We start from the raw sequence: 21,198 nt of genomic DNA on the forward strand, positions 1-21,198 counted from the left end.
GATCTATCTAAGAGACTCTACTTCTGAGGAGCTGGCTTAGAGCGGCTTCTAGACGGTGACGGTTTGTTGCCTGTCGGCTTATTTGACGACTTGCTCGGACCGTAGCTACCACCGTAACCAGACTTCTTAGGCTTACCTGTACCGTTGGATTTACCCGCACCGCTTGGCTTGCTCAGAGTGTTCTGAGAACCCGCGTTATTTGCAGCAGGTTTATTGCCCGCATTACCGCGTTTAAAGTTACTGCCGTTGTTTCTTACTGATTTATCTTCACCAGTCGCGGCTGAATTGTTTTCAGTAGGCTTCTTTCCAGACGTTGGCTTACGTTTTGGCGCTGAGCCATTACCTGCTACATGACGCTTATTCTTACCTGCTGGCTTGTGTCCACGAGCGTTATCACCAGAGCGTTGACCATCAGCATGCTCACGTGGCTGTTTTGCTTTTTTCGGCTTCTTAGGCTTGATTGGACGTGTATCTAAACGAGATTCTGGTAGCTTGTTTACTGGCGAGAAGCCTTCAAGCTCGCGACGCTCTAGTACTTGTTGAATAAGACGTTCAATACCGAACAACTCGCCCACTTCATCAGCACAAACCAGTGAAATCGCTTTACCTACTTCACCAGCGCGGCCAGTACGACCGATACGGTGTACATAGTCTTCTGATACATGCGGAAGATCGAAGTTAACTACTTGGGGCAGTTGTGGGATATCAATACCACGAGCAGCAATATCAGTCGCTACAAGTACTCGTACCTTACCTGTTTTAAAGTTCTCTAAGGCTTTAGTACGTGCACCTTGGCTCTTGTTTCCATGGATAGGCGCTGCTGTGATGTCTTGCTCTTCAAGGAAACGAGCAAGCTTGTTTGCACCGTGTTTTGTTTTGCTAAATACCAAGACTTGTCGCCAATCGTTATCTTTGATTAGCTTCGCTAGCATTGCGCTCTTTTTCTTTTTATCTACTGGGTAGATGCTTTGCTCAACCGTTTTTGCTGTCGAGTTTGCAGGACTTACCGAGATCTCAACAGGATTGTTCACCAAGCCTTTTGCTAAGCTACGGATATCATCAGAGAACGTCGCTGAAAACAATAGGTTCTGACGCTTCTTCGGTAGGAAAGCCAAGATCTTACGGATGTCACGGATGAAGCCCATATCTAACATACGGTCCGCTTCATCTAGCACTAGAATTTCTAGTTGATCGAATCGCACTGCATTTTGGTTGTATAAGTCAAGCAGACGACCTGGTGTTGCCACCAGTACATCACTACCTTTACGCAGCTTTTGCATCTGAGGGTTAATTTTCACGCCACCAAACACGACTGTAGAAGTAAGTGGTAAGTTAATACCGTACTTAACTACACTGCCATTTACTTGCGCAGCAAGCTCACGAGTTGGCGTTAACACTAGCGCACGAACTTGGTTCTGACGTACACGAGAGCCTTTTGATAACATTTCAAGAATAGGTAGCGTGAAGCCTGCAGTTTTACCTGTACCTGTTTGAGCAGCGGCCATCACATCTTTGCCCGTTAGGACAGCTGGTACGGCTTTCTCTTGTATTGGTGATGGCTTATCGTAACCTTGTGCTTCAATAGCTTTAAGGATCGGTTCAGAAAGGCCAAGGGAGGTAAAACTCATAGATTATTTTCTCAGTTGAATAACATTTAGTATGAGCAACGCGTTAAAAAGTCCGTTGCTTCAGCTTTTGCTCGCTAAATACATTGATATGGAGCAAAGCGCGGTATTCTGAGGCTTTTCCCTACATTCAGCAACTAAATTCTAAACTCAGCTCAAATTCAACCTACATAACTTGTCGCTTCTGTTCGTACATTTTTTCATCAGCGGCTTTCAAGAGTGCATCGACATCATTGTAGTTATTATTATGAATCACCCAACCAACGCTAATTCGAAGATAAATCGAGTGTGTCTCATAGACAACTGGTGTGGTACATATCGCACCTCTAAGTTTATCCACAATCGAAGAAACATGTTGTTTGTCAATAATACGCGGTAACAAGACTAAAAACTCATCCCCCCCAATCCTTGCGACGATATCTGAAACACGTAACTCCCTCTTAATACGTCTAGCACATTCGACCAATACCTGATCACCGGCCGCATGACCAAACGTGTCGTTAATCGCTTTAAACCCATCGAGGTCGATGTTTACAACGGCAAAGGTTCTCGCTCTCTGTTTTTGGGTAGTTTTAAATGCCTGATTGAGGCTGTACATGAAGTATCGACGATTAGGTAACATCGTTAACTCATCATGCATAGAACGGCTATCTGCAATGCGGTACAGGCGATAGATAGTAATGAAAGCAATCGCAAGCACTAACATTATGGTGTAACCCACCAGCCTTACCACTTGAACTCGATACCAAGGTACGTCCATCAATACATGCTCATTCCCCGAGAGAGCAAGGTACCAGCCGCCGTAAGGGAAGCTCACCTGTTCGGTCGCAAATGCATTATCAAACACATCCTGAGAACCATAAAAGACATCACCATCTTTACCCGAACTGTTGGCACCGCGAATCGCGAGTTCGTACTTGTTCTCGATTTTCCCGATTCCGACATCTTCAAACAACTCATCTAAATCAATCGCGGCACTGGAAACCCCCCAGTAATTTTGATTAAAAGGCGGGTCTCGAAAGATAGGGGTTCGTGTAATGAGAGCTTGGCCTCCTTGAAATAATTCAAAAGGACCAGCGATAAACGTGTTGCCAATACTACGGGCGATTTCGACGGACTCCCACTGTATTGGGTGATCACGATAATCAATACCAAGAATCTGTTCATTACCTTCCATAGGGTAAACAAAGTTCAGAATGTCGTCTTTGGCTAATCCAATAAGCCTAATATGGAAGCCATCTTGAATAATATTCTCAGCGATCTTATCCCAATTTTTTACGTCACCATCGGGGTTTATGGTCACTAAGGTTGAGAAGTTATTGAGGATATACATATCTGACACGATTGCAGCTTCGATACGAGAACGGATGATAGATAGTTGCTTTTTTGCCTCTGAATACGATTCATTTTTAAGAAAAGTTAATTGCTTGGCGTGAAAGAACTCTATAGCACTCACTATCGTAAGGAAAAAAAGAAAAGATATTACTTTGGCAGACCACTGCTTGCTAGAACCACTTGGCATTTACGAACCTCTAACACTTTTGTTCTACATACTGCCTTATAACGGCTCATTTCTGGCTTATTCATCTAGTATGCCTCCAAGTCACTAAAAATCCATACTAACGTCTACTATCTATCCAATATTGAGCCATTCATCACTTCAAGACCGTTAGCTAAGCTAATTGTTTAATCAAAAAGGGTTAGTAAACCTTATAAAGCTTACATTGTATTGACTCAAAGCTCACATTGAAGGATTCATCAATGTTATTTTACATAGACTATTAATCAGCTTGGTATCACACAACATGAAGCTAAAATCTATCACACTGTGTACATTGCTATCAGCCTCAATTGCGGCGGCTGTTCACGCGCAAGACACTCTCAAGATACAAGAGAATAAGCAAGTATCAAGCGCCCCGAGTATTCAATCCCAAGCTGATTCACTCAACTATCATGAACAGTCTTTCAAGCAATCTGCTGACCTCATTCGCACCACCTACGAAAGCCAGCTTTACACTCTGCCTGCATTTAAAGAGGGTCATTATGGACTGCGCATGTATCGCCAGACACTAGACGATAAGTATTCCGCTGCGGTATGGAGTGACATGGCTCGAGTCGCAAGCAAGCTCAGCTACCTGTCGAATGACGTTACTACCATGGAACAAATCGTACTGTACTCAGAGAAGCGCGTTGCTTCTTATGTTGGCGATGATGATGAACGCAGTGTTCGACGCTACAACATCACCAAGCACATGCCAGAATACCTTTACCTTGGCGTTGACCTTCTTGGTTCTATGGCTCGCGCCAATGAATACGGTTTAGAACACAAGAACGATGCCAAACTGCGTGAAATCATTCGTCGCTATGACTTCTCACGATACGTTACCAATGAAGACATGGTGAAAGCGTGGGCAGCTCAATTAGCCAATCAAGTCTACTGGCTGCGCCAGCTAGGTGAACAAGATGTGGTTGATGAGTTCGTCGACACCTTCAAAAAAGCGTACCCAGACGATAAAGACAAGAAGCTCTCTAGCCAACAATACGGCAATAAGATCTATGGTATGACACACGTGATCTTTGGTGATTCGGAATATTACCAACACCAAGTAAGCGAACAAGATCATCAATGGATCTACGATTACTTCAGAGAAAACATCGATACAATATTGCTTCGCGCAAAAGAAGATGTCATTGCTGAAGTTGGGTTAACCTTCTTATTGGCAGGTTTAGAAGATGATCCCGTCGTAGAAAAAACTCGACTCGCGATTCAAGCCTCAATCGATAAGAAATACGGCATGATACCTTCTATCACCGGTGATTTTGATCTTGAGTACGGTGAACACCGCAATGTGTTAGCCATCATGCTACTCGATTGGCAGCAAGTGAACGAGGCGCCGACTTATGAAGGCAACCCTAAGGTATTTACTAATATCCCTTACGGGCTCATAAAAAACCAACCGCTGAAGAACTAGCAGCAATATCTAGGTTGTTTAGAACCCCAAAAGCCGCATGCCTTCCGAGGCCTGCGGCTTTTTAAATTCTTACCACACCATCACACAGGTTCTGGGGAGACTTTGTTCATCACTATCGTGAAATCCCCTTCAGCGTAGCCTTCTATCAGAGAGACATCGTCACACAACGTTTTACAGAAGCGATACACGCCCTGAGGGTGATAACTCATTAAGGTGTTACGCGAAGGATATTGGCTTGAATTGAGAAGATTAAAAATCACCGTTTGATTCGCCAATTCAAACATACGAGTGATCATGTTGGTCAGGTAGTCAGAATCACGAGAGATATAATTCAGTGAGCCACTTGCTATAACCACATCGTGTGCTCGGAGATTCATCTTACTCATATCACCCGATAAAAACTGACAACGAGCCTCGGTGTAGTTTTGCTTAGCCTTTTTGAGGAAGTCTACGTGTTGGTCAACACCGGTGTAAGATTGAATGCGATAGATACTGTCGAGCAGTTCAAACAACTCTCCGTAGCCACAGCCTAAATCCAAAACACTTTTTTTCTCAAAATCGGCTGAGCGAGCAATAACTTCAAAGCGACATAATTGGCTCTCTTCGCTAGTCCAGCCTAAAGACTTCGCTTTATCACCATTCGAGCGGCTAGTCTGCTTTCGGTGATACCAATACACCTTAAAACGATCACGCCAATGCATTACATACTACTCAATCATATGATCAAATCAGCTAGGCTTTAGAGCCGTTCGAAAACAGACCACCGATCTTGTATCCAATCGCATAACACACCACAGCGGCAGTCACAAACACCAGTGCCGAGAAGAAGTACGCGACCGATGCTGCTACGCCAGTACCCCACACGACGCTGAACACCAAACCGAGATAAGCCTCTTTTGGCCACTGGTAGATAGGAAACTGAGCGCCGCCAGCAATTAGGTAAACCATCGCAAACAAGCCAATGAAGGTAACAATAAGACCGATGAGAACGCGCATGTTCATGGAGAGACCCTTGATTAATTTAGCTTGGTTGCCCTTGTTCTTAATCGCAACCGGATCTTCTAATCGAAGCCGAATGCTATTAAACGCAACCTGATGATATTAAAGTATATCGGATAAAAGGAACTGTCTCTATTACTCTTCCGAGTGAGCTTTTACTCACTATAGACAAATCACAGTCGACAACCAAAACCAGATTTAGCCTGATTAACAGGCACAAAAAAGCGGACACCCTCCTTACGTTAACTCCGTAAGCAAGGTGTCCGCTTTAACTGAATCTAGCTTAAAGCAGGATGAAAATACCCGCTAAACATGCACTCATTAGGTTTGCTAGCGTACCAGCGGCTACCGCTTTCAAACCTAAGTTTGCCACTTCAGCACGGCGCTCTGGTGCCATAACACCGATTGAACCTAACTGAATCGCGATAGAACCAATGTTAGCAAAGCCACATAGAGCAAAAGTCACGATAACTTGGCTGTGTTCAGATAGTAGAGCTTTGTTCTCAACGAAGTCGATGAAAGCAACAAACTCATTCATTACGATCTTCTGACCAATGTAAGAACCCGCCATCAATACTTCATCACTTGGGATACCGATTAGCCATGCAAGAGGCGAGAACAGGTAACCGAAGATAGCTTGCAGTGTAATACCCGCAAAACCGAACGTTTCACCTAGGCTTTCTAGGCCAGTGTTGACCATCGCAATCACACTCACGAAGGCAACCAACATAGTACCAACCGCTACCGCAACCTTCATACCGTTCATCGCGCCGCTTGCCAATGCATCAATCACGTTGCTTTGGTCAGCTTTATCTAGTTCGATGTGGTCGTAGTCACTTGGTGTGCTGCGCTCAGGAACGATGATCTTCGCCATTAACAGGCTACCCGGAGCCGCCATAAAGCTTGCAGCGATAAGGTATTTAAGCTCAACACCAAGGCCAGCATAACCACCAAGTACACTACCCGCTACCGACGCCATACCACCTGCCATTACAGCAAACAGTTCCGAACGAGTCATAGACTTTAAAAAGGGACGAATAAGAAGAGGAGACTCACCCTGAGAAAGGAAGATATTACCTGTAGCAACTAGAGATTCAGCTTTACTTGTACCCAGCAGTTTTTGCACCGCTCCGCCCAAGATTTGAATCACTTTTTGCATGACGCCTAAGTAATAAAGCGCAGAAATCAAAGCACTGAAGAAGATAATGATTGGAAGTACGCGAACCGCGAAAATGAAGCCTTCAGTAGCAAGGTCACCGAAAAGGAAGGCAATACCAGCGTCTGCGAAACCAAGCAGGCTAGAAACACCATTACTTAGGCTTGTTAGCGCCAATTGTCCCCATGGGAAATACAAAACCAAGGCCGCAAAGCCGATTTGAAGTAATAGAGCACGAGAGACCGTTTTCCAGTTAATCGAAGAACGACTTTCAGATAGCAGGTACGCGCAAGCAATCAGTGCAAGAACACCGACAAAACCAAATAGAATATTCATAATGTGTCCTAGTAATCCTTAAAGAGTGAACATGAGCCAAGCAAATGACATCAAAGGAACAGGACAAAGAACCGCAAGCAAAACGCTACGCGATGAAGGAGCTAACAGGGTTAGCGAATGTAACAACGAGTTGTTCATGTAAAAAATCACCTTATACAAGCAGTGGAACGTAGCTGGTCCGGTCCGTGGGGTCATTCACATATCCATGTGACGGCTTGTATTGGCTAAGCACCGGCTTAAAACCGGAAGAGAAGTATAAACAGTTGAGTGAGACTTTCATCACATTTTTTGACGCAAACGATCGCGCGGTCAAGGAATAGACAAAGTGTGTTGTTTGTCATCATTTTCGAGCTTCAAAACTGTAAACTATCTGTATTAAGTTGAATTTTTAATGTTAAGCCTTTAAACATAAGAGCGTAATCACTCGGTTAATTCTGTGTAATTCTTACCACTTTTCTGTGTTCTACCTCATTTCCCGATACTTCAAGATTCATCTTAAGTTTGGATACGTATATACTTTGCATGATCTCACCAATAATTATCTATAAAATACTAATAGAGCTGATTAGATATAACAGCCATCGAGACTAAGAGAGGAAACACGTGAAGAAAATGGAAGCTCCGCACGACATGAGCAATGGAGCTAGATTCAAAACAAATAGGCACGGCTATGTGACAGTAGTTGAATATTATAATACCTATACTGTCATTGTCGCATTTGAAAATACCGGAAATATCCGCGCTATCAGTGCGGCGAAATTACGTACAGGTCAGTTGACCGATCGTTCTGTCGCGCCTGAATCAATTATGATTGGTGAAAAGGTTGAGTCCGTTAAACATGGAATATTAACCATTACCCAAGTTGAATCTGAAAATATTGTGGTACTGACTAATGCCAATAATGAAGAAATTAGAATGTTATTGCCTGCAGTACAGAAAATGAAAGATAAAACTGAAGAAGTCGATAGTGAAAATGTTGCTTCGCCAAAACCGACCTCCCTTAGCCAGTTGACCAAAAGAAATAAAAAGACCAAAGACGTTAATAGCATGCTTAAGAAAATGCTTACTGACTACGGTCGATATGATTAATTCTCTATTTTCTACAATAACGCCTCTAAAAATTTACATTCTGATATAAAAATTAATTAAGCCTGCCTTTTTCAATAAAATACGTTGCATATTCGAGTGAAAAGTTAAATTTGATCAAAGTCTCACTCTGGATCTTCGCCATAAATTAACGAGATCTCCATCACAATCTCATTTTAACTTTGTGATGGGGATCTTATGGAATCCTAACTATTTCCTTTACTATGCTCTCACACAATAAGAGAACGCAGTTTCTCAACCCCTAAAATCCAATTGAGACAAATATTATGAAAAAGATTCTTGTAGTTTGCGGTAACGGTCTTGGAACTTCATTAATGATGGAAATGGCAGTGAAAGAGGTGGCTAAAAAAATCGGTTTCGAAGCTGAGGTTGATCACGAAGATCTATCTTCTGCAGCATCAAGTAATGCGGATATTTGGGTCGCAGCAACAGACGTTGCTAACCAACTAAAAGAAGCTGGTAAAGAGAACATCATCAGCCTTAAAAATATTTTTGACAAAGCATCAATCGAAGAACAACTAAAAACTTTCATGTAGGGTCAAAATTATGCAAAACTTTTTCGAGTTCATGCTCGGCTTATTAAAAGAGCCAGCAATCATGGTGGGTTTAATTGCTTTTATTGGCCTTGTTGCACAGAAAGCTGATATTTCCACCATTCTGAAAGGCACAATTAAAACCGTAATGGGTTTCCTAATTTTAGGTTTTGGTGCTGGCGCTCTTGTTGGCGCACTAAATAACTTCTCAGTTGTATTTACTGAAGCATTCGGCGTAAGTGGTGTTATTCCAAATAACGAAGCAATTGTTGCTTTAGCACAAGAAGCATTCGGTTATGAAATGGCTCTAATTATGTTCTTCGCATTCGTTGTGAATATTTTATTGGCTCGTATTACTCCTCTAAAATATATTTTCTTAACGGGTCACCACACAATGTTCATGTCTATGCTGGTAGCGGTAATTCTGTCTACAGCTAACATCGAAGGCACTGCTTTAGTTGCTATCGGCTCGATCATTGTGGGTTCACTGATGGTTATCATGCCTGCACTTGCTCAAAAATACACAGAGAAAGTGATGGGTACTGATCAGTTGGCGATGGGTCACTTCTCAACGTTCTCATACTTAGTATCGGGTTATATTGGTAGCAAGTTTGGTGACACTTCAAAATCAACAGAAGACATCAACGTACCTAAGAGCCTAATGTTCCTGCGTGATACGCCAGTTGCTGTGGCAACAACAATGGCCATCTTCTTTATGTTTGCTTCAATTGTTGCTGGCGGTGACTTTGTTGAAACAGTATCTGGCGGTCAGAACTGGGTAGTATTCACATTCATGCAGTCTCTTGTGTTTGCCGGTGGTGTTTACATCGTACTGCAAGGTGTAAAGATGCTGATTGCTGAAATCGTTCCTGCATTCAAAGGGATCTCTGACAAACTCGTACCGGGCGCAAAACCTGCTCTAGACTGCCCTATGGTATTCCCTGTAGCACCAAACGCGGTACTGATCGGTTTCCTTTGTTCTTTCGCTGCTGGCCTACTAGCAATGGCCGTTCAAGGTGCGCTTGGCTGGACAATCATTGTAGCTGGCGTCGTTCCACACTTCTTCGTAGGTGGTGCAGCAGGCGTTTACGGTAACGCGACAGGCGGTCTACGCGGTGCAATTCTAGGTTCATTCACGCAAGGTCTGTGTATCTCTTTCCTACCAATGCTGCTACTTCCAGTACTGGGTGGCCTTGGTCTTGAAGCGACAACGTTTGCTGACTTCGACTTCGGCGTTGTTGGTCTTATCCTAGGGTGGATTGTTTCATGAGCTTATTCGATTTAATTGGTAACCAAGGCGTTATCATCAACTCTGAAGAAAACCTGACAGTTGATGCTGCAATTGATGTGACCTGTTCAACACTACTAGCGAGCAACAAGATTGAAGCAAGCTACGTTGAAGCCATCAAACAAAAGCACAAGGACATTGGCGCGTACTATGTTCTAGCACCAAAGATTGCGATGCCTCATGCTCGTCCTGAAGATGGTGTAAACGAAGCATCACTGCAGGTGACAGTATTCAAAAAGGGTGTTGATTTAGAATCGGAAGACAACGGTGATGTTTATCTTTCTGTTACTCTGGCGGCGATGGATTCAGATAGCCACATCCATACGATTATGGCGCTATCAGAGTTGTTCCAAAATGATGATGACATTGATGCCATCATCGCAGCGGAAACTGAGCAAGCGATCATCGAGATCTTAAAACGATACTAACCTCGCTCTAAAGATCCTGATAAGCCCCATTAAACAAGCGATAGCCTCGGCTATCGCTTTTCTGTTTCTGGTGCTTGGTCATTTCTCATCGAATATGAGTGAAGGCATCACACCTCGAAAGCATTCAATGGCGTTAAAACGCGTACATTCGTTTGTCTGTTGATAATTCAAAACAATATTGCGCATGTTTATTAAGACACTCAAACACTTCTCGATCCAACTTAAAGTTATCAACGTAGTCCGTCAAAATAGCGAGTGTTTCTTCTAATGTCATACCTGCACGATAAGGGCGAGACTGAGTTAGCGCTTGAAACACATCCACCACAGCAACAATTCTACTCGGTTGATCCAACTCTTCCGCCGTTTTACCCATCGGGTAACCTGAACCATCCAACCTTTCATGATGATTAGATGCCCACTGACAAACCTGAGGTGAACTGAACAACTCCTGCAGTGCGAATCGAGTGTCCGTTGCATGGCGTTTAATACAGCAATACTCTTCTTCAGTAAGTAAATCCGGCTTATGCAGAATGTCGCTTGGGGTTTGCAGTTTACCGATATCATGAACCAACCCTGCTAAATAAAGCTTTCGCTGCGTTGTGTACGAATAACCAAGTTGTTTAGCTAAATATTCTGACAGCTGCCCAACCTTCAACGAATGCTTAAAGGTAAACGAACTTTTGGTATCAACAACGTTGGCAATAAATTCGGCAAAAGCCACCGTCTCATCTAACGACATTTGCTGAGAGAAAAATGGGACAGGCTCAAAATTATCCCTCATGTTCTCGATGTAAGGGATTTCCATCGAAAACCAAAAATCATCCAAGTCAACCAATTCACACATGTGTTGCACAAGGTTGGTTTCGAACATTTCATCAGCTTGTTCAGTTAAACGTTCAATAATGCTCGCTTTTCCATCTGGTGTTAGGTTTCCATAACGATCAGATGAAGTGATACCGTATAGATAATCGACTCTATCGGCAAGCATCACGATAGCAGCTAGCTCTTTTTCTAACTCGCTGATATGAATAACCTTTAGCTCAGACCACGGAGTATGATGGTAAAGAACTGGTTTAGAAAATATAGAAAGAACCGGGCACTCTTTTAAGATTTGGTAGCCCTTTTGACAATGGTGATAGCTTGAGTCAGGTACAAATCCAGACGTTAAGCTGAGCTGTTCATCAATTTGCGAGACACCACAGTCGTGAATCAAACCTAGCGAAAATGCGAGCTGCGCTTGCTCTTCTTCCCACCCCACACTCAAAGCACATCGATACGCGATATAGCCCACTCTTTGGCCATGATTTTTACTTTCGAAACCGACGTTATCAAGCGCCTTAGCAATACCGAATAGAGCCTTTCTTAGGTCCACGGTCACGTCCTGGCAATGTTGATTCATTATTTAAGCCTAGCATTTTTATAGTTTTTATATATTTAGGTCGCTAATACTAATGCATAGCTAATGATTATATACACAACTATTGTAAGGTTTAATGAGTTTCGTGATAGATCTAACGTATCACGAAAAATTCGTGTTACAAGTGGTTGCATATTAAAAATCATGCGACATTATAGCCTGCCGACTAAGATTCGCTTAAATAAGCAGCCATAAGAAAAGGATAGACATGTTTAAAACGGTTATCGACAACGAACTCTCCATCGCATTGGTTGAAGAGAGCTTCGCTTCTCACTACGCGGAAATCTCACAAAGCCAGAATGAGTACCTAAGCCAATGGCTCGTGTGGCCGCCACATTGTAAAACCGAGCAAGACTTTAGGATCTTCATCCAACGCTCACTGCACGATTATGCGGAAGGGAAAAGCATGACTTGTTCGATTATCTATAAAGACAAGGTCGTCGGTAACTGTAGTTTCAATACCATTGATCATGATAAGCAAAAGGTGACGATAGGTTACTGGTTATCTGAGACATACCAAGGAAAAGGGATTGTGACGCGCGTTGTCGAGAAGCTAATTGATATTGCTTTCAATGAGTTAAATATGGAAAAGGTAGAGATATCAGCCGCAACTGGTAACCAAAGCAGCCGTAAGGTTTGTGAGCGCTTACATTTCACGTTAGAAGGTATCATTACACGTAACGAGAACTTGAATGGTCGCATCGTTGACCACGCTATTTATGGCCTTCATCGCTCTAAGCTCTAAGAAGTAACTAGCTTGAAAAAGCCACAGCACAAGTCCGTGGCTTTGTTACTTGACGAGCCTGAAGAGCTCTTAAAGCTACAGCTTATGCAACCTTTGGAATCACGATACTGAACTTGGCACCACCGTGGTTACTGTCGTCAATTTTGATATCCCAAGAAAGTTTTTTAGCCGCCGATAGAGCAATCGCCAGGCCTAAGCCTAGCCCCCCCGTTGTCGACGTTCTGCTTGAATCTAGTCGAGAAAACGGAAGAAACACTTCATCCCGGCGCTCATAAGGAATACCAGGCCCATTATCCTCAACAACCACTAACCAACTTTCTGAGTTCTCATCTAACGTCACCCACACTTGGTCTTGAGTGTAGTTGCCAGCATTCTTAAGAAGATTGTCGAACACTAAACGCGCCATTGAACAATCACATTTTATCGTACTGTCTTGTTGTACCTTTGATTCGAAGCTGACATTGTCCAACTCAGAATAACGGATCCGATCTAAACAATACTCAAGTAAACTCGCTCTGACTTTCACTAACTCAAAGAACGAGTTGTCCATTACATTCAACTTCGACAGCATGATAATTTCTGACGTTAGTTCGTTGATATCCTCAATGTAGTTATCAATATCATCGAATAGAACTTGATGATTATTTGGCGCTCCCCTTCTTAAAATATCGGTCGCCAATTGAATACGACTTAACGGGGTTCGTACTTCATGTGGGATAGCTTGGGCAAAGATATGACTCTGTTTCACCTTGCTCTCGATCTCTTCAGCCATGAAGTTAAAGCTGCTAGCTAAATCTGAAACAGGATGGATGTCATCCAAATCAGAGCGCGTACTAAGCTTCCCCTTACCAAACTGCTTCTGCTTTTCGACGAGCAGCTCTATTCTTTCTTGAAAACGCCTCACAGGTAAGTAAACACTTGCTCCAATCGCCACAATCACAGCTAATAACAGCCCTAGCAAAAAGTGCCGTTCTGAATCTTCATACCATTCAATATCAGGAGAGAAAAAATCCCCAACCTCACTGAATCCAAAACTAAATTCAGAGTTTGGCAACTGAAATACTGCCGAATAGAGGTTATCTTCACTTAAATATATTGGCACACCGTTTAAGGTCGTATATAACTCACATCGCTGGCAGGGAGTCTCTCCCGACCAATCTTTCAACAGGCGTAAATCGAAGATATAAAATTGTTGGTAGCCTGTTCTATCGAGTGTTTTATATAGCGAGTCTTCTTGGTTGTGTTGGCGAACATACTGTTCAGCAAAGTAGATTCCATCATTAAGGAAGGTTTCGATCTCGGTCCTTCGCATGTACCCTTCACCAAGGTTCACAAATAAAAATATCGTTGCCGACATCCCAGTCACAATCCCAAGGTATAAACGAGCAAACATCGAAACCGAGCGAAGTTTCGCAGTAATGAACTTACGCAACCAGCATGTACCCCTTGTTGCGAACCGTGCGGATCAACTGTTTGTCTTTGGCGTGAATACGTAGCTTTCGGCGCAAACCAGATACTCGCATATCAATCGAGCGGTCGTTAAAGGCATAATCAATGCCTCTAAATAACTGACAGCACTGGTCTCGAGTGACAACCTGAGAAATGTTATTAACAAGAAGATTTAAGATTTCAAATTCGGCCGAGGTGAGCTTGAGGTTTTGTCCATACAGAGTGGCACTTTGGGCTGCATTATTGATCACGATATCGCACTGTTTTTCAGCTGTTACTTCCGGAGCAGGAACAGCTCGACGTAATAACGCTTCAATTCGTGCCAACAAGGCGTGACCACGAATTGGTTTTGCAACGTAATCATCCGCTCCAAACTTGAACAAGCTAACCTCGCTCATTTCATCGGCAGAGGCGGTCAACACTAAGATCATTCCATTGTAAAACTCACGAGCTTGACGACAAATTTGCGCGCCGCTCATACCTGGAAGCATCAAGTCCAGCAGAACTAAATCAGGTTCAATACTTCGGATCGCTTCAAGTGCCAAATTCCCTTCATGAACAACGCTAACATTGTAGCCTTCAGCTTCGAGGTAAAGCGTAGTTAAACGAGCTATCTCTTGGTCATCTTCAACAATGAGCACTTTGGTTTTTGACATTCCTATCACCAGTATTTATTAAAAGCGAGGGCAGTATATATACTGTTCATATATCATCAACATTGTGGTTAGAGCCCCAACTTTACCGTACGCAAAACATAGTAATCACTTTTGTACATACACGTTTACAAACACAGGGGTCAACAACCAATACGCCTCAATTTATGAAGATTTCACCATTCAGAACGATCTGCTAGGGCTGTATTAATCGCCTATCCACCACTTACATTCGCTTTATTTTCTTACTTGCACTTACATTTGAGGCATTTACAAAATCCTATCAAATCAACCATCCATACACTAACGACATGATAGTCAATAACACTATAAAACAATAATTTAGCAGGTTAAAAAACTAATAATAGAGACTTACAATCGAAAGAAATCGATTACTTCAACTTAGCACCAGTGCTTTCCATTTCTCAGTGTGAGGCATGTCCTATTAAGCAATATCTTCTTAAAGTAACATTCAGCCAATTGATGCATCGCTTCAGTATTTGGTCATTATCACTTTCTCACAGGGTTCACTTTAAGATGAATAAACCGCTTTCACTGTTACTCACCACCACAGTTTTATTTTCAACACCGCTCTTGGCTGACACCAATAAACAACAAATGGTGAAACAGATTCAAGCACAAGTTAACTCTTGGATAGATATTCAGGTCACGCCACAAACTAGCATCATTCAAAAGATGGTCTTCAACTGTGAGTTCTACAGTGCAACCCCTTATATCAAGTCGCCCGACGGGAGCGAGAGCAGTTCTGGTTCATACCGTTTTTACTCGCACAACGGTGTTTTAGGCTCGATGACAGAACCCTTCACCACCCAACCCCTTCCGGAATTGACGATGTGCCTTAAAGAAGACTTCGTAGTCACCAACCAAGATGAAGCTCAGTTATTATTTGAAGCTATTGAAACGGTCTACCCAAATCATTCCATGTTCGATGAGAACTTTCCTAAAGAGATCATCAATAAGCCAAATGGTTGGCACTTCATCGACGGTGAGATTTTTGATGATAAAAAAGGCTATGTCATTGAAAGCAACGCTGAAGGCAAAGTGACCAAAATCATCCGCTCACTTAATCTTTAACACGCTGTTTCTTCTATACCATTTTGTTCTTGTTTAAAACAGCTTCTTAAAGGCTGTTCAAGGCCAGAATTCAATTTGATCAGCGACCGGCTGAACATATAAGTTCGCTGGGCGCGGTTCGACCAAAACATCAGTTCACCGAGTTCAATATGATGACCAGTTATCAACCCTTCGAGCATCTCAAGTGTCCTATTTGGATATATGACATTGATAATAAGAGAATAACTTGGGCAAATAGCAGCGCCCTCCCTCTTTGGGAGTCGGAATCTATGTTTGAGCTGACGTCGCGCGACTTTAGTATAGAGATGTCAAAGGCAATAGAAGCGACCTTGGAAGAATACCAAAGGCAATTTCTACGTAACGAAAGCATCAAGATTTGGTGGAACTTCACCCCAAACTACATCTCTAAGCGTGCATTGTGTCTATTTTCTGGAATCCCATTGCCCGATGGTCGAACAGGAATGTTGGTGCAAGTCATTGCTGAAGAAGGCAGCTTAAAACACGACCTAACTTGCTCAGATGGCGTAAACCTTTCCCTTTTGTTTGATAGGACTGGAAACGTAGTGAGTGCTAACTCCGCATTTTATCAAAACTATGGTTCACCGTTTGGCACGCTATCCGACTTTGTTTCAAGCGAAGAGACCGCTGCACAGTGGTTGTTTGCCGCACGTAAAGGTCGTGAAATTCTAGAAGAAGTCAGCTGTCAAATAGATAACAAAACCCATCACTTTGACGTTCAAGGAAAGTGGCTATTTGATAAAAGTGAGCTGCTGTTAAACCTCACCTGTACAACCAAACAGAAAGAGAAACTACTCAAAGCCAGATACAACGCAGAGCACGACTGTTTAACTGAGCTTTATAATCGTCGTGGAATAACTAATCTTCTAGAAACCAGTATTGCCTATCGCTCGCCCTTTGAGTTGATGTTTGTTGATCTTGACGGCTTCAAATTGGTCAATGACACTTATGGACACAGTGTCGGTGATCAACTACTCAAACAAGTTGGCGAGCGTCTTAAACAGTTGGTTGATGAAACATGCATGATCGGTCGATTTGGTGGCGACGAATTCATTGTTATTGCTCATACCTGTCGAAATAAAAACATCCCGCTGCTTTGCACTCGTATTATTGATGCCTTGAACCGGAGTTTCCATATCAAAGGCATTGGTACCTTGTCTGTTGGTTGTAGCATCGGTACCGCACATTTCCCTGATAATGCCGTCGATCAAGAATCACTGCTTAAGCAAGCAGGTATGGCGATGCATATTGCTAAAGCCAATGGTCGAAATCGTTTCCAAACTTTTACTCCTTGCTTGGCACAAACTCTTCACCGTAAGGTAGAAATCCGCCATCGACTCACACGCGCCCTAGAAAACGATGATCTCAATCTTCATTACCAACCGATCATGAACACCAACAGTGATAAGGTGAAAGGCTTCGAAGCGCTACTTCGATGGTCGGACAAAGAGCTGGGTAACATCGGGCCTGATGAGTTTATAACCTTAGCGGAAGAAACAGGTCAGATTGTACCGCTCGGGAAATGGGTTCTTAACTCAGCACTTAAACAGTTATCGATTTGGCAACGAGAGTTTGATAGCGAATTAATGATGAGCATCAATATCTCGAGCATTCAGATGCACGCTACCTTTGCCGAGCAATTATCGGCAATGCTTAACTTCTACAATATCCAGCCTCAAAGTGTTGCCCTTGAAATTACCGAGTCCTCAATGATCTTCAAGCACGGTGAAGTCAGACAAGCGTTAAACGATATCTCCAAGTTGGGGGTAGAGCTTCACCTTGATGACTTTGGTACAGGCTACTCGTCGCTCTCGATGTTGCATGATCTGCCAATTAGCACAGTCAAACTCGATAAAAGCTTTGTCCATGGTTCGCATAAAGGGAGCAAAGCAATTGTTCAAGCTACCCATGCTATCTGCGACAAATTGGGGCTTAAAGTGGTAGCTGAGGGTGTCGAAACAGAAGTGCAAAAAGAATTCTTAATCGATTGCGGATACCAGTATTTGCAGGGGTTCCTATTTAGCAAGCCCATCCCATCAAATGAAGTAGAAAGCCAATTTTTAACGGGTTGATTCATCGATATTTAAAATATTACTTATCAATAAGTTCAAGTTTTAGAACACTCCGTAATCAGCAGAGTGGCGCAATATGAACGCTTACGTATGCTTACACAACACATAATAATGGAAAAACAACACCAAGCTGTTGTTTTTTCTAATAATTAATTAGTAAGACAACCCATACACCATATAGCAGATATACCTACCTTCTGTAATGACTTTGGTATTTCGATTACCCTCAAGCGATCCCTTTATCAAATCACATCACCGGTAAATATGAGCAGACAAAACGGCTTCACTCTCTTAGAACTTATCATCGCAGTATCGATTCTAGCGATCTTGTCTTCTACGGCTATGCTCAAGTTCTTAGACGTTCAGGGGAGCGCCCGTGCGAGTAAAATACACGATGTGGCAGGTAACTTACGTACTGGTATCGATATGATTTACGCTAAGTCTGCGATTGCAGGTGTCGAGGGTGAGTGCAACTATGTTGAGAAGACGGAAATTGAAACCTACTACGTCTGCCATGGCTATCCGATAGCCTATGTTGATTCACTAAGAAGACTGCTCAATATCGACAGAACAGAGCTCCATGTAATCAATAAAGAAGTGGTTCCTGACAGCAATGCTGAGAGAGTGGCCGCTATCTCTTTTGACGCAGATAACTACACCTATTCACCTGAAGGAAATTTTTGTCAGGTACTTTATCAACCAGAAAAAGAACCTCAGATCGTCGTACTTGATGGCGCATGTTAAATACTCACGATGTACTCATTCAAGAATCAGCGCTAAGCCATCAAGGCAGCTCTTTGAATATCATGAGGGTACGATAATATTTGCTCAAAAATAACACTACTTTGTTACTATTTACGTCTTTAAGCACTGCCCAAGGTATAATACAAACTTAACTCTTTATAATTAGTCTGTAAATTTCTACATGGGTGCATGTTTGATATAAATGTTAACAGTGTTTTCATTAAACACCTTTCATAAATAGATAGGTATAAATAAATCCCTCACGCTATCTAACCCCTCCCCCCTTAACTCTTCATTATAAGTTAATATATAAAAATAAGAATAAAACACACAACAAAAAATAAAATCATCGACTATATCATCTTGTCACATTATTTACACAACCAAACTTACATATAAATTAAATCATATTAACAATCACATAAGTTGACATATTTTAATTTTATCCTGAAAATTTCTGATAAATCTTACATATCGATAAACTGAATGAATACCATCAAAAGCTACATTAGAAACCTCTAAATCTTGTAACTAAACCTACCACATAGGAGCTGTGGAATGGATAAATACCAAAACAAATGGATAAATCCCCCCTAGCCCTTGTAAATAATTGGCTTTCATTTATAAATTCAACTTTTGGGTGAACATCTCCATAACCTTTCATTCAAGCCCAAATTCTGCGATTAATATCAACATCTTGAGAGAAAATGGTGACATTTTGGTTATATTATTTAGATCGAACTCTTGTGTTGAATGAAAATCCCAGCCATCACGCCAATATAATAACTATCGCTTAGGAGTTGAGCCATGCACTGTTCTTTCAATATAAATAACAATAATGAGAGCTTGCAACTGATCTACAATGAAGAAAAAATATATATAAAAAACAACAGTAATAAGATATCAGAGGAAAGTCTTAATAGTAAAGAGAGTTTTGTTTTCAAATATCTTATTGAACATTCATCAATATCTAACCCTCAATCTGCGAGAGACGTTGAAGAATCTTTTAAATTACATTTTGATGAAGAGTTCAGCTTATACGCATTAAAGAACATTATCGCTTCAATAAGAAAAAAGTATCGGAATTTATGTAAAAAAGCGAAGATCGATAATAACAGCGAACTTATCTCTAACCTTTATAAGGTGGGTTACTTCATCGATCTCGACAAAAGCTCTACAAACTGTATCGCACCGAAATACGACATCAACCGATTCAAGCCCAGTCAGATAGAGATGTTAAAACTGATGTTCAAGACTTATCATCGAGAACTGATTAAGGCTCTGATAGCCGTGCTCACCATCTCTTCATTTTTCCTCTTCGTTGTCTACTTTTTCCAAATCCTTTATACGACGAAGATTGCAGATGAATACAGCGAAAACACCAAACATATTGCGCAAGAGATCATGGACTACGGTTGCAATAACGAAGGGGCCGTACACTCGCTAAGGCACTCACTCAACCTTGATTCTGTCATTATGACGACGTCTCGCGGTTCATGTTATATATCCAAAACGCGCTCGAAAATAGTAGAGCTTGATCAAGTTGATGACTTTTACGATAGTGCCGATTTTGCTTATTCACGTTTTGCAGATACCAAGCGCGACATTGACCTTACTGTGCGAATTTCTAAGCGCTCTATTGAAGCTAGATACAAGAACTCATTATTGCCTCTGTTAGTCGATTCAGTCTCTATCCAGAAGAATGGTTATTACATTCTGAATCTAGGTGAAGAAAGCAAAGCTATCTATCAAGCATCACTGCCAACCGGCGCAACCATCGCCTTCTACAGTGACGATATTGTTGCCCTGTGGGCTGCACTTTCTTTGATTCTCGCCACTCTACTTTATCGCTCCTACATTCTTGGCTTCGTCATATACATGTTTCGTTGGAAGCACATTTCCTTCGAAGAAGAACCCATCATCAACACCGAAGATAACAGCGTTCTGTATTACGAGTTGCTATCGAGAGTTCGTAACGTTGGCGTTTTGAGCTTCATCAACACGATGAGACGCTCCAATTTACTTACCTTGCATACTATTTTGATCATCGAAACGGTAAGAAGAGCTAAATTAAACAACAACCATGAAATCTATGGTGTCAATGTATGCCCGAGTGCCTTGGTCGGCTCTAACTTTGCCAAATTAAAAGAGCATTTAGTCATGATGGAAGCGAATGAATTTGTCGTCGAGATTACCGAGTATTCGAACATTGGCTATGGATGTGAGGTTATCGATAACATTAAGGATGTCAAAAAGCTTGGTATCACCATCGCACTGGATGACTTTGGTACGGGCAATAACAACATCGAAATCATCAATGTCATATCTCCCACCTATTTAAAACTGGATCGCTGTTTTGTTAAGGATATCGAGTCAGGAGAGCACCATCAGGGTGTATTGCTTAATATCTCGGAAATTGGACGCTTATCAAACATCACGATGATTTATGAAGGTGTCGAGACGCGTAGGCAACAATATATTTTGTGTCAGTTGGGCTACAACTTACATCAAGGTTATCTGTATAGCAGACCTCAAAGCACAACCGACGGGTAACTTTATAA

Annotated in this window: 18 protein-coding genes; 10 read left to right on the top strand and 8 right to left on the bottom strand. The window is 42.1% G+C overall.

What is annotated here, in order from left to right; translation table 11 throughout:
• Positions 1-17: 17 nt before the first annotated feature.
• Together ATB74_RS07315 and ATB74_RS07320 are read right to left on the bottom strand one after the other, a co-directional pair.
• The gene (locus ATB74_RS07315) at positions 18-1,628 is read right to left on the bottom strand and encodes a DEAD/DEAH box helicase (RefSeq protein WP_061017596.1); all 1,611 of its coding nucleotides are present in this window, start codon (positions 1,626-1,628) and stop codon (positions 18-20) included.
• A gap of 163 nt (positions 1,629-1,791) precedes the next feature.
• Positions 1,792-3,147, bottom strand: coding sequence for a diguanylate cyclase (locus tag ATB74_RS07320; protein WP_060981657.1), 1,356 nt, complete (start codon positions 3,145-3,147; stop codon positions 1,792-1,794).
• Between the two features lie 283 nt (positions 3,148-3,430).
• On the opposite strand from ATB74_RS07320, the gene ATB74_RS07325 reads away from it, so the two are divergent.
• On the top strand, positions 3,431-4,597 hold the full coding sequence (locus ATB74_RS07325) for a DUF3541 domain-containing protein (RefSeq protein ID WP_060981658.1): 1,167 nt from the start codon (positions 3,431-3,433) through the stop codon (positions 4,595-4,597).
• 80 nt (positions 4,598-4,677) lie between these two features.
• Here ATB74_RS07325 and ATB74_RS07330 read toward each other — a convergent pair whose 3' ends face one another.
• The 3 genes from ATB74_RS07330 to ATB74_RS07340 all read right to left on the bottom strand — a co-directional run bounded on the left by ATB74_RS07330 (position 4,678) and on the right by ATB74_RS07340 (position 7,088).
• Complete coding sequence (locus tag ATB74_RS07330) at positions 4,678-5,298, bottom strand: class I SAM-dependent methyltransferase (protein ID WP_061017598.1); 621 nt, start codon at positions 5,296-5,298, stop codon at positions 4,678-4,680.
• Positions 5,299-5,329: 31 nt separating this feature from the next.
• On the bottom strand, positions 5,330-5,599 hold the full coding sequence (locus ATB74_RS07335) for a hypothetical protein (RefSeq protein WP_060981660.1): 270 nt from the start codon (positions 5,597-5,599) through the stop codon (positions 5,330-5,332).
• Between the two features lie 280 nt (positions 5,600-5,879).
• Complete coding sequence (locus ATB74_RS07340) at positions 5,880-7,088, bottom strand: NupC/NupG family nucleoside CNT transporter (RefSeq protein WP_061017599.1); 1,209 nt, start codon at positions 7,086-7,088, stop codon at positions 5,880-5,882.
• Positions 7,089-7,700: 612 nt separating this feature from the next.
• Here ATB74_RS07340 and ATB74_RS07345 point away from each other — a divergent pair.
• The 4 genes from ATB74_RS07345 (at position 7,701) to ATB74_RS07360 (ending at position 10,444) form a co-directional block, all read left to right on the top strand.
• Entirely contained in the window at positions 7,701-8,177 is a 477-nt protein-coding gene (locus tag ATB74_RS07345) for a hypothetical protein (protein WP_060981741.1), read from the top strand.
• 284 nt (positions 8,178-8,461) lie between these two features.
• The gene (locus tag ATB74_RS07350; RefSeq protein ID WP_061017601.1) at positions 8,462-8,731 is read left to right on the top strand and encodes a PTS sugar transporter subunit IIB; all 270 of its coding nucleotides are present in this window, start codon (positions 8,462-8,464) and stop codon (positions 8,729-8,731) included.
• Positions 8,732-8,741: 10 nt separating this feature from the next.
• Positions 8,742-9,998, top strand: coding sequence for a PTS ascorbate transporter subunit IIC (locus tag ATB74_RS07355; protein WP_048663301.1), 1,257 nt, complete (start codon positions 8,742-8,744; stop codon positions 9,996-9,998).
• Positions 9,995-10,444, top strand: coding sequence for a PTS sugar transporter subunit IIA (locus ATB74_RS07360; protein ID WP_061017604.1), 450 nt, complete (start codon positions 9,995-9,997; stop codon positions 10,442-10,444). Before ATB74_RS07355 ends, ATB74_RS07360 begins: the two co-directional genes overlap by 4 nt.
• Before the next feature lie 133 nt (positions 10,445-10,577).
• On the opposite strand, the gene ATB74_RS07365 is transcribed toward ATB74_RS07360, so the two are convergent.
• The gene (locus ATB74_RS07365; RefSeq protein WP_061017606.1) at positions 10,578-11,843 is read right to left on the bottom strand and encodes an HD-GYP domain-containing protein; all 1,266 of its coding nucleotides are present in this window, start codon (positions 11,841-11,843) and stop codon (positions 10,578-10,580) included.
• Between the two features lie 226 nt (positions 11,844-12,069).
• On the opposite strand from ATB74_RS07365, the gene ATB74_RS07370 reads away from it, so the two are divergent.
• Complete coding sequence (locus ATB74_RS07370; RefSeq protein ID WP_061017607.1) at positions 12,070-12,606, top strand: GNAT family N-acetyltransferase; 537 nt, start codon at positions 12,070-12,072, stop codon at positions 12,604-12,606.
• Between the two features lie 82 nt (positions 12,607-12,688).
• Here ATB74_RS07370 and ATB74_RS07375 read toward each other — a convergent pair whose 3' ends face one another.
• Both ATB74_RS07375 and ATB74_RS07380 read right to left on the bottom strand, forming a co-directional pair.
• Positions 12,689-14,038 (bottom strand): sensor histidine kinase, encoded by a 1,350-nt coding sequence (locus tag ATB74_RS07375; RefSeq protein WP_061017609.1) that lies wholly within the window; start codon positions 14,036-14,038, stop codon positions 12,689-12,691.
• Positions 14,031-14,711 carry a response regulator transcription factor gene (locus tag ATB74_RS07380; RefSeq protein ID WP_060981665.1) on the bottom strand — a complete coding sequence of 227 codons (681 nt, stop codon included), beginning with the start codon at positions 14,709-14,711 and terminating at the stop codon, positions 14,031-14,033. The genes ATB74_RS07375 and ATB74_RS07380 overlap by 8 nt, the downstream gene beginning before the upstream one ends.
• A gap of 534 nt (positions 14,712-15,245) precedes the next feature.
• On the opposite strand from ATB74_RS07380, the gene ATB74_RS07385 reads away from it, so the two are divergent.
• The 4 genes from ATB74_RS07385 (at position 15,246) to ATB74_RS07400 (ending at position 21,190) form a co-directional block, all read left to right on the top strand.
• A complete protein-coding gene (locus ATB74_RS07385; protein WP_061017611.1) occupies positions 15,246-15,803 on the top strand; it encodes a hypothetical protein in 558 nt (185 codons plus the stop codon).
• Positions 15,804-15,901: 98 nt separating this feature from the next.
• A complete protein-coding gene (locus ATB74_RS07390) occupies positions 15,902-17,893 on the top strand; it encodes a putative bifunctional diguanylate cyclase/phosphodiesterase (RefSeq protein WP_060981667.1) in 1,992 nt (663 codons plus the stop codon).
• 264 nt (positions 17,894-18,157) lie between these two features.
• The gene (locus ATB74_RS07395) at positions 18,158-18,637 is read left to right on the top strand and encodes a type II secretion system protein (RefSeq protein ID WP_060981668.1); all 480 of its coding nucleotides are present in this window, start codon (positions 18,158-18,160) and stop codon (positions 18,635-18,637) included.
• An 807-nt stretch (positions 18,638-19,444) separates the two neighbouring features.
• On the top strand, positions 19,445-21,190 hold the full coding sequence (locus ATB74_RS07400; protein WP_061017613.1) for an EAL domain-containing protein: 1,746 nt from the start codon (positions 19,445-19,447) through the stop codon (positions 21,188-21,190).
• The last annotated feature ends 8 nt before the right edge of the window (positions 21,191-21,198 follow it).

The sequence above is a fragment of the Vibrio splendidus genome, from assembly GCF_001557875.1.
Lineage (GTDB): Bacteria > Pseudomonadota > Gammaproteobacteria > Enterobacterales > Vibrionaceae > Vibrio > Vibrio splendidus_F.

Excerpts from the sequence above, each read along its gene's own strand:
- ATB74_RS07385 (WP_061017611.1), top strand. The coding sequence starts at position 15,246 with ATGAATAAACCGCTTTCACTGTTACTCACCACCACAGTTTTATTTTCA.
- ATB74_RS07330 (WP_061017598.1), bottom strand. The coding sequence starts at position 5,298 with ATGCATTGGCGTGATCGTTTTAAGGTGTATTGGTATCACCGAAAGCAG.
- ATB74_RS07350 (WP_061017601.1), top strand. The coding sequence starts at position 8,462 with ATGAAAAAGATTCTTGTAGTTTGCGGTAACGGTCTTGGAACTTCATTA.
- ATB74_RS07315 (WP_061017596.1), bottom strand. The coding sequence starts at position 1,628 with ATGAGTTTTACCTCCCTTGGCCTTTCTGAACCGATCCTTAAAGCTATT.
- ATB74_RS07370 (WP_061017607.1), top strand. The coding sequence starts at position 12,070 with ATGTTTAAAACGGTTATCGACAACGAACTCTCCATCGCATTGGTTGAA.
- ATB74_RS07340 (WP_061017599.1), bottom strand. The coding sequence starts at position 7,088 with ATGAATATTCTATTTGGTTTTGTCGGTGTTCTTGCACTGATTGCTTGC.
- ATB74_RS07400 (WP_061017613.1), top strand. The coding sequence starts at position 19,445 with ATGCACTGTTCTTTCAATATAAATAACAATAATGAGAGCTTGCAACTG.
- ATB74_RS07335 (WP_060981660.1), bottom strand. The coding sequence starts at position 5,599 with ATGAACATGCGCGTTCTCATCGGTCTTATTGTTACCTTCATTGGCTTG.
- ATB74_RS07320 (WP_060981657.1), bottom strand. The coding sequence starts at position 3,147 with ATGCCAAGTGGTTCTAGCAAGCAGTGGTCTGCCAAAGTAATATCTTTT.
- ATB74_RS07365 (WP_061017606.1), bottom strand. The coding sequence starts at position 11,843 with ATGAATCAACATTGCCAGGACGTGACCGTGGACCTAAGAAAGGCTCTA.
- ATB74_RS07355 (WP_048663301.1), top strand. The coding sequence starts at position 8,742 with ATGCAAAACTTTTTCGAGTTCATGCTCGGCTTATTAAAAGAGCCAGCA.
- ATB74_RS07380 (WP_060981665.1), bottom strand. The coding sequence starts at position 14,711 with ATGTCAAAAACCAAAGTGCTCATTGTTGAAGATGACCAAGAGATAGCT.
- ATB74_RS07325 (WP_060981658.1), top strand. The coding sequence starts at position 3,431 with ATGAAGCTAAAATCTATCACACTGTGTACATTGCTATCAGCCTCAATT.
- ATB74_RS07345 (WP_060981741.1), top strand. The coding sequence starts at position 7,701 with ATGGAAGCTCCGCACGACATGAGCAATGGAGCTAGATTCAAAACAAAT.
- ATB74_RS07395 (WP_060981668.1), top strand. The coding sequence starts at position 18,158 with ATGAGCAGACAAAACGGCTTCACTCTCTTAGAACTTATCATCGCAGTA.
- ATB74_RS07360 (WP_061017604.1), top strand. The coding sequence starts at position 9,995 with ATGAGCTTATTCGATTTAATTGGTAACCAAGGCGTTATCATCAACTCT.